Origin of the sequence: Desulfobaculum bizertense DSM 18034 (assembly GCF_900167065.1) — a bacterium.
Taxonomy (GTDB): domain Bacteria; phylum Desulfobacterota; class Desulfovibrionia; order Desulfovibrionales; family Desulfovibrionaceae; genus Desulfobaculum; species Desulfobaculum bizertense.
Genome location: NZ_FUYA01000008.1, coordinates 69357 through 81567 on the forward strand (window position 1 = coordinate 69357; position 12211 = coordinate 81567).

At 53.4% G+C, this 12211-nt stretch carries 7 protein-coding genes; 6 read left to right on the forward strand and 1 reads right to left on the reverse strand.

Translation table 11 applies throughout. The annotated features are described in order from the left end of the window. The first annotated feature begins 172 nt into the window (after positions 1 to 172). The 6 genes from B5D23_RS11765 to B5D23_RS11790 all read left to right on the forward strand — a co-directional run bounded on the left by B5D23_RS11765 (position 173) and on the right by B5D23_RS11790 (position 10099). Complete coding sequence (locus tag B5D23_RS11765) at positions 173 to 1549, forward strand: MATE family efflux transporter (protein WP_078685644.1); 1377 nt, start codon at positions 173 to 175, stop codon at positions 1547 to 1549. 227 nt (positions 1550 to 1776) lie between these two features. Further along, positions 1777 to 4536: an excinuclease ABC subunit UvrA gene (gene uvrA / locus B5D23_RS11770; RefSeq protein WP_078685645.1), complete on the forward strand. Its 2760-nt coding sequence runs from the start codon at positions 1777 to 1779 to the stop codon at positions 4534 to 4536. Between the two features lie 110 nt (positions 4537 to 4646). Further along, positions 4647 to 7247 carry a cobyric acid synthase gene (locus B5D23_RS11775; protein WP_078685646.1) on the forward strand — a complete coding sequence of 867 codons (2601 nt, stop codon included), beginning with the start codon at positions 4647 to 4649 and terminating at the stop codon, positions 7245 to 7247. Between the two features lie 347 nt (positions 7248 to 7594). After that, on the forward strand, positions 7595 to 7987 hold the full coding sequence (locus B5D23_RS11780; RefSeq protein WP_078685647.1) for a Ros/MucR family transcriptional regulator: 393 nt from the start codon (positions 7595 to 7597) through the stop codon (positions 7985 to 7987). A gap of 637 nt (positions 7988 to 8624) precedes the next feature. Next, on the forward strand, positions 8625 to 9299 hold the full coding sequence (locus B5D23_RS11785) for an ABC transporter ATP-binding protein (protein ID WP_078685648.1): 675 nt from the start codon (positions 8625 to 8627) through the stop codon (positions 9297 to 9299). After that, the gene (locus tag B5D23_RS11790) at positions 9296 to 10099 is read left to right on the forward strand and encodes an ABC transporter permease (RefSeq protein ID WP_078685649.1); all 804 of its coding nucleotides are present in this window, start codon (positions 9296 to 9298) and stop codon (positions 10097 to 10099) included. Before B5D23_RS11785 ends, B5D23_RS11790 begins: the two co-directional genes overlap by 4 nt. A gap of 50 nt (positions 10100 to 10149) precedes the next feature. On the opposite strand, the gene B5D23_RS11795 is transcribed toward B5D23_RS11790, so the two are convergent. Beyond that, on the reverse strand, positions 10150 to 12168 hold the full coding sequence (locus tag B5D23_RS11795) for an alkyl/aryl-sulfatase (protein WP_078685650.1): 2019 nt from the start codon (positions 12166 to 12168) through the stop codon (positions 10150 to 10152). Positions 12169 to 12211 lie beyond the last annotated feature (43 nt).

Below are 12211 nucleotides of genomic sequence, written 5' to 3' on the forward strand. Positions count from 1 at the left end.
CGAAAGCGGGATTCCCAAGGGCCTCGTCCTTGGGCAGGGTCAAGGGACAGCGTCCCTTGCAGGGTTTTAGGGGCAGCGCCCCTAACAACAAACAGCCCATGCACATATGTACATAATACATGTAGCACCCACACGGAGGGTGTCTGAATACTCAAAGAGATGAAGGTGTGACGTGAAATCTCGCTGGAAAGCCAAGAATGGCTATCGGGATGTACTGACAATTGGCCTGCCGCTTGCTGCGAGCATGGCATCTGCAACGATTACCCAGGTTACTGACCGGGTATTCCTTGGAAAATATTCACTTGAAGCACTTGGCGCGTCGCTCTCGGCAAGTGTGACCAACTTTGTGCTGATTGCGTTTTTTGGTGGCCTTGCCAGTTACGTCAATGTTTTTATCGCACAGTACGTAGGAGCAAAGCGCCCCGATGAAGTCGGGACGAGCCTGTGGCAGGGCATTTGGTTTGCGCTTTTTTCTTCTGTGATGATTGCGGCGTTTTCGCTTCTTGGCCCTGTGGTGTTCACAGCGTCAGGACATAGCCCTGAGATTCAGGTTCTGGAGATCCCGTATTTCCAGATTCTGTGCCTTGGCAGTGGCTTTAATGTGATGGCGATGACCTTGAGCCAGTTCTTTACAGGCCGGGGCATTACCCGCCCGGTGCTGCTGGTGAACATCTTTGGTGTGTTCATCAATATCCCTCTGGACTACCTGATGATCTTTGGTCCGGGACCATTCCCGGAGCTGGGTATCCGGGGCGCTGGTATCGCAACGATTATCTCGTGGGCTGTTGCTGCGGCAATGTTCGCACTGATGATCTTTACCGAGCGCAACGAAGCGCTGTATAAAGTTCGCTCCAACTGGCGCTTACAGTGGAAGCGCTTTAAGGCGCTGCTGTACTTTGGCCTGCCGAGCGGTGTGGAATTCTTCCTCGACGTGTTTGGGTTTGCCGTGTTTATCTTTTTGATCGGACGACTTGGCAATGCTGAGCTGGCCGCAACCAACATGGCATTCACGCTGAACCAGTTCAGTTATATGCCGATGGTGGGTATGCACATCGCAACGCAGATCATGATGGGGCAGGCCATTGGTGGCAAAAAGCCAGACGAAGGTGCAGAAGCCGCAAAAAGTGCTCTGCACATTTGCCTGTGCTGGGGCTGCCTGATGTCCACGCTGTTTATTCTGTTCCCGGGAATCTTTACTGAGATGTTCCGGCCGAATGGCTACACAGATGCCCAGTTTGCCAACGTGCATGAGATGGGTCGTATCCTGCTGCTCTACGTTGCCGGCTACACCATGCTCGACGCGTTCTCCATTATTTTCATTGGAGCACTCAAGGGCGCTGGCGACACTCGCTTTGTGATGCGACTGATCGGCTTTTCGTCCATGTGTGTGCTGGTTCTCCCTGTGTATTTTGTTTTGGAAGTCTTCCACCTTGGGCTGTATAGCGCATGGTTCCTGGTTGACTTCTACGTGTTTACACTCGTGACCTTCTCGTACCTGCGCTACAAAAAGGGCGCATGGCGAAGCATGAGCGTTATTCGCGACGCATAATTCGCAAAGAATAAAACGATTTCATTAAGAAATACGCGGCAGAATGGTAGTTCACTGTTCTGCCGCGTTTTTTACTCTTGTCAGAGTTTTGCGGATGCTTACACTAGACAAAATGCACGTGGCGCAATGCCACTCCAAGCCCTGTTCCGACTCTGCCAGAGCGGACAGCGGAGCGCCGGGTTCTCCGGTGCCAGCATCTTTCGTCAACCTGTTCCCGAAGGAAAAGCATGAGCAGCAACGAATGCATTCATATAAAGGGCGCGCGTCAGCATAACCTGAAAAATCTGACGCTGGACATCCCAAGAAACAAGCTTGTTGTCGTGTGCGGTCCCAGTGGTTCTGGCAAATCGACACTGGCCTTTGATATTGTCTACGCCGAAGGGCAGCGACGCTATGTTGAGTCGCTCTCGGCCTACGCCCGCCAGTTTCTTCCCCAGATGGACAAGCCTGATATTGATAACATTGAGGGCCTGACTCCTGCCATTTCCCTTGAACAGCAGACCACGTCGAAAAATCCACGTTCTACGGTCGGAACCGTGACTGAGGTCTATGATTTCCTGCGTGTGTTTTATGCACGGCTTGGCACCATGTACTGCCCCAAGTGCGGACGGCCTATCGTGGCCCAGAGCATGGACGAAATCATTGAAAAGATCGCGGCTATGCCAGAGAAGACGCGCTTTTTGCTGCTGGCTCCTCAGGTGGAGCAGAAAAAGGGTACCCACGCCAAGCTTTTTAAGTCCTTGCTTGGTGAGGGCTTTGTGCGTGTGCGGGTGAACGGAGACGTCTTTCCGCTGGAAACCCCGCCGGAGCTGGATAAAAAAAAGAAACACACCATTGAGCTGGTTGTGGACAGACTGGTAGTGAAAGAGGGGATGCGCAAGCGCCTTGCGGATTCCGTGGAACTCGCACTCAAGTTTGGCTCTGGACGGCTGAGTGTGGTGCAGGTTGGCGGTGAGCATGATGGCGAATCCACCCTGTATTCTTCTGACGCAGTGTGCCCGGAATGCAACATCAGCCTGCCGCCGCTGACACCGCAGCTCTTTTCGTTCAATAGTCCGCAGGGCGCCTGCCCAAAATGCTCTGGCATCGGAAGTGTTGAGTATTTTGAGCCTGCGTTAATTGCCCCTAATCAGGGGCTGTCTCTGGAACAGGGGGCAGTGATTCCGTGGAAGAATCCGAAAATTTTTTCGCGTTATAAAGCCGGGCTGACGACCCTTGGTGAAAAGTATGGATTCACCGTGTCCACGCCGCTCAAGGATATGAGCGAAGAAGCCCGGCGAGTGCTGTTTGAGGGGGACAAGGACCTCAAGTGGAAGGGCGTACTTAAAATATTGGGGACCGGAATGCAGTTTGGCTCCATCTGGAGAGACGAACTGTCCCGCTTCCGTCAGAGCCGTCCCTGCCCAGCGTGTCAGGGGGCACGACTTCGCCCTGAATCTTTGGCCGCGCGCGTGGCCGACAAGAATATTGATGAATTTACGCGGATGTCTATCCGCAAGTCCCTTGAGTGGCTGTCGGCACTGGAGTTTGAGGCGCACCAGAAGCTTATTGCTGGGCCTCTGCTCAAGGAGCTGACGCACCGTTTACATTTTCTCGTGAATGTCGGACTGGATTACCTGAGCCTTGCCCGAAACATGTCGACCTTGTCTGGCGGTGAAGCCCAGCGTATTCGCCTTGCCGGACAGCTTGGCTCTGGGCTTGTGGGCGTGACCTATGTCTTGGACGAGCCGAGTATTGGTCTGCACCCCAGAGACAATGATCGCCTGCTCAAAACCTTGCGGGATTTGCAGGGGCGCGGCAACACCGTGCTGGTGGTTGAGCACGACGACAAGACCATTGAGAATGCGGACCATGTGCTGGAGCTTGGGCCGGGGTCGGGCTGGCTTGGTGGCGAGTTGGTCTATGAGGGTGACGTGCCGGGGCTGCTCAAGGCAAAAGACAGTCTCACGGGCAAGTACCTGCGCGGTGATCTGAAGATAGATCAGCCAGAAACCCGGCGCGAGGCACAGGGGCACATCACTTTGCGCAATGTCAGGACCAATAATTTGCAGGGGCTTGATTTGGCCCTGCCGCTTGGATGTCTGTCAGTTGTGACTGGCGTATCTGGCTCTGGCAAGAGTTCGCTTGTTGTGGATTCGCTCTACAAGCACATTGCTCTGGCTCGTGGCACAAAGGTGGACAATCCCGGACAGCTGGACGGTATTGATGGCATTGATGCCATTGAGCGGGTTGTGTCCATTGACCAGACACCGATTGGGCGGACGCCGCGATCTAACCCTGCGACCTACACCAAAATTTTTGACGAGATCAGAAAGATCTTTTCGACGACAAAAGAAGCGCGTGCCAGAGGCTACAAGCCGGGACGCTTTAGCTTCAACGTCAAGGGCGGGCGCTGTGAGTCCTGCCGTGGTGACGGGTACAAGCGGGTGGAAATGCACTTTTTGCCCGACGTCTTTGTGAAGTGCGATGTCTGCAAAGGCAAGCGTTATAATCATGAGACGCTTGAGGTGAAGTACAAGGGCAAGAATATTCACGAAGTGCTCGACATGACAGTGCGGGAGGCCGCGCTGTTCTTTGAGAATTACCCCGTATTGAAGCGCCGTTTGGCTATTCTTGAGGACGTGGGTCTTGGGTATTTGCGCCTTGGGCAGCCTGCAACAACGCTGTCTGGTGGTGAGGCTCAGCGTATTAAGATTTCTCGTGAACTGGGCAAAAGAAGTCTGCCCGGAACGCTGTATATCCTTGACGAACCCACCACGGGCCTGCATATGCACGAGGTCGGGAAGCTGATTGCTGTTTTACAGCGTCTGGTGGACCGTGGTGCTTCTGTGCTGGTGATTGAACACAACACGGATGTGGTGCGCTCTGCGGACTGGGTGATTGACCTTGGTCCCGGTGGTGGTGAGCACGGTGGTCGTATCGTTGCACAGGGCACGCCAGAGCAGATTGCGGCAAACCCTGATTCTGTGACGGGTTCCTTTCTGTAGACCACGGGAAAAAAGATGATAAAAGCGGCCCTGCCTGTGATGAGGTGGGGCCGAACTGTTTGGACCGCCTGCCGCTTTTCGTGGGCTGGTGGCTATGCTAGAGAGGGCACATGCAAAAAAACAGACATGGTGGGAACATTTGGGATTTGGCACGGGGCGCGGAGTGTGCTCCGGAAGAGATTGTCGACTTTTCGGCAAACATCAATCCTCTTGGACCGCCTGCGTGGTTCCGGGCAGAGATGAGTGCCCGGATTTCTGCACAGGTGCATTATCCTGAGCCGTATTGTGACACGCTGTGTGCGCGTGCCGCTGAGAAATGGGACATTGCTTCGGAAGAAGTTCTGGCAGGCAATGGCTCAACAGAAATTTTGCACGCAGCACTGGCCTTTTGGAAGCCAGAAAAAGCACTGATTCCGGTGCCGTCCTATGCGGACTACCGTCATGCCTGCGCTATGGCTCAGATTCCCGTTGAGAATTTTGCCCTCAGGGAAGACGCTGGGTTCAGGCTTGATTTTCCTGCGCTGTCTGCCGCACTCGACGCCTGTGCTAACTCGCGCACCGTGGTGTTTTTGGGACAGCCCAACAATCCTACGGGATTAAGCAATGCGCCAGACTCTGTGCGGGACATGGCGCTGCGGCATGCCGATACGCTGTTCATCGTCGATGAAGCATTTGCAGACTTTCTTCCAGAGCAGGATCGCCTTGCTGCTGCCCGTCCGCAGAATGTTCTTGTTTTGCATTCCCTGACGAAATTTTATGCCATTCCGGGCCTGCGTCTTGGTCTTGGCTATGCCTGCGAAGAGCTGGCTCGCGGCATTCGCGGCCGCATGCCCATGTGGTCGGTGAATGGGCTGTCTCAGGCTTTTGGCATTCGTGCTCTTTCTGACACTGAATATGCCGAGCGCACTGTTGCAGAAGTTAAAGAGCTTCGGGCGCAGCTTCTGGAAGGCCTTTCCCGTTTTGACGAGCTGACGGTTTTCCCCGGTGAAGTAAATTTTGTGCTGTGTCGCATTGATCGCGAAGGTGTGGACGCCTCCCGTCTTGCAGAGCTGCTTCTCAGGGAGCGCATCGCCATTCGCGTGTGCTACAACTTTGAGGGGCTTGGCGAGCAGTGGTTCCGGCTTGCTGTTCGTACCCGCAAGCAGAACGCACAGCTTCTTGAGGCCTTGGCCAAGGTTTTGGGCTATCCCGTGTCGTCCAGCATCCTTTTGCCCCGAAAGAGGCCTGCGCTCATGTTACAGGGCACCAGCTCCAACGCAGGCAAGAGCATGCTTGCTGCTGCGTTATGTCGCATGTTTTTGCAGGACGGCTATGACGTTGCGCCGTTTAAGTCGCAGAACATGTCGCTCAATTCTTACGTAACTCGCGACGGTGGCGAGATGGGACGCGCTCAGGTGACACAGGCACAGGCATGCCGTCTTGACCCTGATGTGAGAATGAATCCCGTTCTTTTAAAACCGTCCTCTGATACAGGTTCACAGGTTGTTGTTTTAGGGAAAGCTGTATCCAATATGGACATTGGGCAATATATCAAGTATAAGCCCCAAGCCTTTGACGCGGCAAAAGACGCGTATGACTCCCTTGCCTCTGAGCATCAGGTAATGATTCTTGAGGGTGCAGGCAGTCCCGCTGAGATAAATCTCAAACGGCACGACATTGTAAATATGAACATGGCCCGTTATGCAGAGGCCAAAGTCTTGCTTGTTGGTGATATTGATCGCGGTGGTATATTTGCTTCTTTTGTTGGCACAATGGAACTGCTTGAAGAGTGGGAACGCGAGCTTGTTGCTGGCTATGTTGTCAATATGTTCCGAGGGGATGCGTCCCTTTTGAACGACGCTCTGGATTACGTTACCGGACGGACTGGGAAGCCTTTTATGGGCGTTGTTCCGTACATGAGCCGTCACGGTATTCCAGAAGAAGACTCCGTATCCTTTAAGCGCGGAAGCCTGGATTCTGCCCGGACTGACGGGCAGCTTGTGGACATCGCCTGCATTGATGTCCCCCATATTTCCAATTTTACGGACATTGAACCGTTCTTTAATGAGCCTGATGTTCATGTTCGCGTTGTGCGTTCCCCAGAAGAGTTGGGCGCTCCCGATGCCGTGATCCTTCCCGGAAGCAAGAATGTCGTTCACGACATGAACTGGCTTAGGGAACAGGGTTTTATTTCGGAACTGGATCGCCTGCTGCACAGTGAGCAGGCCGTTGTCGTGGGTATTTGTGGTGGCTTCCAGATGCTTGGACGCACCATTAGTGACGAGCATCAGGTTGAATCCGTTGCCGGTGGGATGAAAGGTCTCGACTTTTTGCCTCTCGCAACCAGCCTCGCACCACAAAAAACACTCACCGCAACTGGTGCGCGCTATTTGCCCTCGGATATGCAGATTCGCGGATATGAAATTCATCATGGCGTGACGAAAACCGATGCCCCCGATGAAATATCGGTTTGCATGGAAAGAAGCGACGGGAAACCGATAGGCTATTCCAGAAAGGATGGAAAAGTCTGGGGAACATATCTCCACGGTCTCTTTGATGACGATGTCTTTAGGCGCGATTTCATTGACTCTTTGCGGAAAAAGAAAGGCCTTGAGCCTGTCTCCCGTATACTGGCTCAATACGATATAGAATCCGCGTTGGATCGACTTGCTGACGTTGTACGCGCAAGTATTAACGCAGAACCACTTTACAAAATGCTGGGGCTCAAGTAACGGGTTCTCCCTCAGCTGTTTCTCTAGCAAAATACGGGTGCGTTCCTGGAGAAAGCACCCTCTTGTGCAAAGAATATAAATATTACGGCGGACTGATTGATATATGCGATCAGTCCGCCGCTCTCTGTTTTTATTTTTGGCGCAAATCATGGGCAAAAAAAGAAAGAAAGGCACAGCTCAGCCGTTCTTGTAGAGAGACTTTCTTTGCCCTACCATGACTGCAAGACTTTTGACGGACCAAACTGGGGTATTTAGTTTGTAAGTTAAAAACTTGTTTCAAAAAAGTATTGCATTCATGAATCTGATGATATAGAGAGACGCCCAGCTTTCACTTTGGAGGAATAGAAATGGACGATTATTTGAAAGAAGCACTTGAGATTGTAAAAGCACAGGCTAGCGTGCGAAATATGACCGAAGAGGACATCCTCTCCATGGTCGATAAACTCGCTCGCGGCATTGCTGATATCCACCACAGCGCTGAAGAAGGTGAAGTTGAACATCCTTCTATCGAGCCTAAAAAGGCTATCCGCGAAAAATCCATCATTTGCCTCGAGTGCGGCAAAAGCTTTAAGGTCCTGACCAAGCGTCACCTCGCTACCCATGACCTTACCCCCGCTGAGTACAAAGAAAAGTACGGCTACACCAAAAAGACCTCCCTGGTCTGCAAAAGCCTCGCTCGTGAACGCCGTAAGAAAATGGCCGACATGCGCCTTTGGGAACGCCGCGGTCAGAGCAAATAGTTCACTACCCGCTGTTCCGATTTTTCCAAGCCCGATCCTCGATCGGGCTTTTTTTGTGCCTATTAGGCTGTGGATGGGTGTGGGAGAAGGATGTTGGGGGCCAGCCCCAGCGCGCTAGCGCTGGATGGGTGGGAGGGAGAAGTTGGGGGCCAGCCCCCAAACCCCCGCGTAAGGGAATGATTCCCTTACGTATCCTCATCGAGTTTAAAAGCCGTTCAAGCTTCGCTTGGACGGCTTTTAAACTTGTTGGGGCTGCCTAAAGCGGCTTCTTTCTCTTTCCCGTGCGTTGCCACCATTTTCTTTCTGAACGCTTGCGTTCAAAAAGAAAATAAGTGCGGCAGAAAAGGCAGAAGAACACGCGTTCGGGAAATGCCCACTAGGCCAAAATTAAGGGCCGGATGTAAGGGAAAGCCAACGGCTTTCACACATCCGGCCCTTAATTTTGGGCGATAGCGGGATTCCCAAGGGCCTCGTCCTTGGGCGGGGCAAGGGGCAGCGCCCCTTGCAGGGTTTGGGGCAGCGCCCCAATACCCCCCCCGCCGACCCACGTGTTCCTTGCACCCACATGCAACAGCTTGCTCTTGAGGGGTGTGGCGAGTAATTTGTGGGCTTGAATTTATAGACGTGGGACGAAGGAATGAAAGAGAACATACAGTTTCGATTTGAAGATGTGTCGTTTGCATTTCCAGAGAGCCACCCGACACTGCTTCACGCCTCTCTTGAGCTGGAGCGTGGGAGCTTTGTACTGATAGGTGGCCCGTCGGGTTCTGGCAAATCAACAATGCTTCGGCTGTTCAACAGACTGCTGGAGCCGCAGTACGGTGCGATATACTACGAGGGCAAAGCGCTTGGCGAATATAGCCCGACGACACTCCGCCGGGAGGTTGTGACGGTTGGGCAAATACCGGCGCTGGTTCCTGGTACAGTGCGGGACAATTTGCTGTTGCCGTTTGCATTCCGGGCGAATTCCGGATTGGCGAAACCTGATGATGCGAAGCTGCTGCACTGGATGGAGCGCTTGCTTCTCCGGGGTGTGAAGCTGACAGATAAGGCGTCGAGCCTGTCCGTGGGGCAGCGCCAGAGGCTGTGCCTGATTCGAACACTGCTGCTTGAGCCAAAGGTGATGCTGATGGACGAGCCGACGAGCGCGCTTGATCCAGAGAGCCGACAGATCGTGGAGAAGACAGCTGAGGGGCTGTGTAGAGAGCAGGGAACGACCGTTGTTATGGTGACGCATTTGCTGTTTGAACTGGAAAAAATCCGACCGATGCTGCTGCACCTTGAGGGCGGAAAACTGGAGTGCCGATCATGAATGAAGTGATAGCCGGACCTCATGTTATTGGGCCGATGCAGCTGGCGATATCTCTTGTTTTTGTGTGTATCGCAGGGGGAATTTCCATTGCATACCAGCTGGGGCTGTCCAAGACCCTGTTTGTAGGTACAGTGCGAACATTCGCCCAGCTTTTCCTGATGGGCTATGCCCTGAAATACATTTTTCAGCTTGATATGGGGCTGCCTGTTGTGGGTGTGCTGGCGCTGATGATCGCGGCAGCCGCACATATTGTCCACGGGCGAGTTCCGGAAAAAGATGTTGCTTATGGCCTGCCTGTCTTTGGGGCGATGCTGGGAAGCTACATCGTTGTGACCGTTGGAGTGACGAGCTTTGTGGTAGGGGCAAAACCGTGGTGGGAACCGCAATACTTCCTGACGCTGGGCGGCATGATTGCGGGGAACTCTATGAATGCTCTGGCAATTTCTCTGGAACGACTTTTTTCGAATTTGCGACAGCGAAGAGAAGAAGTCGAGATGAAGCTTACATTGGGGGCAGATTACCGCGAGGCGAGTAATGATATTGCCCGTGAGGCCATCCGGGCTGGCATGATCCCCTCAATCAACGCGATGATGGGCGTGGGGCTGGTGTCGATTCCAGGCATGATGACAGGCCAGATCATAGCGGGGGCGGACCCGGCAGAAGCGTGTAAATATCAGATTGTGGTGATGCTGATGCTGACGGCGTCAACAGCAATATCGTCAATTCTGGTGGTGTTTCTGGCGAGAAAGATGTGCTTTGGAAAAGCGCAGCAACTGGTGCTGAAACCAGAACATGACTAATTTTGTGGTTAAAAATGGCCCGGGGCAGAGCGCTCCGGGCCTTTGTTTTTTTAGGGAAGGACAATCGGGAAGTCGGGGGTAAAGGTGGTCATGGTCTTTAAGAATTCGGCAAACTTCCCTTGCGCTCCTTCAACTGTGAGCGTGCCGTTCTTGATCTCTTCGGCAATCTTGCTTTCGCCAAGAACAAGCCTGTCGAGGGCTTCGCGATCAATGGCAATGCTGCTGTCAAATTCAGCGTCGGGCTTTTTGGCGACCTGAAGGTGATTCAGAACATTGTTCTTGGCGTCAAGAATGAAGTTTTCGTCTTTAAGTTCTGAGTTCTCCGGATGCCGAATCGTGACGTAGAAACTGTAGGCAGAGTCTCCGAATTTCTCGGGATTGATGCGAATGCTGGTGAAATCAAACAGCATGGACGGAGTCATGGCTCGAATGATGTCTGGGCTTGCTGTTTCCGGGGCTGCTTCCTGAATCTGCTTGTCACTGCGCAGGTCTTGCGCGCCAGAGAGATAGAAGTTGCGCCACGGGCCGGATTCGGCCTGATAGCCAAGCTGCTCAAGAGCGTCTGCGGCAAGGTTGCGGGCGTCCATGTTTTTAGGTTCGGCAAAAATGACGTGCTTGAGCACCTGCGCAACCCAGCGATAGTGCCCTGCGTCAAAGTCCTGCTTTGCCTGTTCAATGATCTTGGCTGCACCGCCCATGTACTTGACGTAAAGCGGGTCTGCGTCTTTTTGCTGCAAGATGTGCAGGGTGCATGGGTTGCCGTCAAACCAGCCGAGATGAAGGACGTAGGTCGCTTTGACGTTGTGATACAGCGTTCCATAATAGCCACGCATGGCCCAAAAATGCTCAAGCTCTTTGGGAAAATGCACCATTTCCGGAATTTCGTTGAGCGTGTAGCCCATGTTTGCAAAATGCAAGGTCTGGTCGTTGATAAAGCGGTAGCCATCACGGGTGAGACGCAGGGTGCGAAGAATGTCTTCCTTGCCCCAGTCCGGCCAGTGATGCATGCCATACAGCACGTCTGCCTTGTCGGCCCAAAGCTGAATGGTCTGGTTCATGTACTTTGACCAGGCCAGAGGATCGCGAATCTTTGCGCCGCGCAGAGAGTAGGTGTTGTGCATGGTGTGCGAGCAGTTCTCGGCTGCGGTCAGGGCGCGAAGCTCGGAAATGTACCAGTGCATTTCTGCAGGGGCTTCGGTGTGCGGGGTGAGGAGAAATTCAAAATGCAGGCCGTCAATGACCTCTTTTTGAATGTCTTTGGTGATGACGTTGGTCGGAGCAATGAGTCCTACGTGCCCGGTGGATGTGGTCATGCCAAGGCCCGCACCAATCTGTCCCTTTGGTCCGGGAGGAAGCAGGTTGCCATACATGTAGCCTGCACGGCGGGACATGGCGTTGCCTGCGTAGACGTTTTCGGAAACTGCGGCTTCCATGAAGCCAGCCGGGGCGTAAATCTTAATTTTGCCGTCGATGACGTCTTTTTCGTCGATGATGCCGCGAACGCCACCAAAGTGGTCAACGTGGCTGTGCGAGTAGATGACGGCGACGATTTTCTTGGCCCCGTCCGGATTACGCTCGGAATTGTACAGGTCCATGGCGTAGCGGGCTGTTTCTTCGCAGATAAGCGGGTCTGCGACGATAAGCCCGGTGTCACCCTCGTAAATAGTCATGTTCGACAGGTCAGCATTTCGTACCTGATAGAGACGGTCCGTAACCTTGAACAGGCCGCCAATCATCACGAGCTGAGACTGCCGCCACAGGGAGGGATTCACTGTGCGCGGAGGCGCCATTTTGTTGTTGATGAAGGCATATTTCTTCATGTCCCAGACAAGTCCGTGCTCTCCCTGAACCTGTCCGCCTTCGGGCAAGGCCCTGATGAATCCCTTTTGGGCGTTCTCAAAGTCCTTGGTGTCCCCAAAGTTGAGGAGCTGTTTTACTGCGTCGTTGGCTTTGACGGTGACTTCTGTTGCATCCTTTGCTCCGGGAGGGTCCTGTGCGGCCATGCCCGTGAGTGGGGCAAGAAACAGGCCGCAGCAGACGAGCCAAAGGGTGATGCGGCGATAGAGCATTCCTTTTCTCCTGCTACAAGGTTGTGGACGAAACGTGGTGCGC

Excerpts from the sequence above, each read along its gene's own strand:
- uvrA (WP_078685645.1), top strand. The coding sequence starts at position 1,777 with ATGAGCAGCAACGAATGCATTCATATAAAGGGCGCGCGTCAGCATAAC.
- B5D23_RS11775 (WP_078685646.1), top strand. The coding sequence starts at position 4,647 with ATGCAAAAAAACAGACATGGTGGGAACATTTGGGATTTGGCACGGGGC.
- B5D23_RS11780 (WP_078685647.1), top strand. The coding sequence starts at position 7,595 with ATGGACGATTATTTGAAAGAAGCACTTGAGATTGTAAAAGCACAGGCT.
- B5D23_RS11785 (WP_078685648.1), top strand. The coding sequence starts at position 8,625 with ATGAAAGAGAACATACAGTTTCGATTTGAAGATGTGTCGTTTGCATTT.
- B5D23_RS11790 (WP_078685649.1), top strand. The coding sequence starts at position 9,296 with ATGAATGAAGTGATAGCCGGACCTCATGTTATTGGGCCGATGCAGCTG.
- B5D23_RS11795 (WP_078685650.1), bottom strand. The coding sequence starts at position 12,168 with ATGCTCTATCGCCGCATCACCCTTTGGCTCGTCTGCTGCGGCCTGTTT.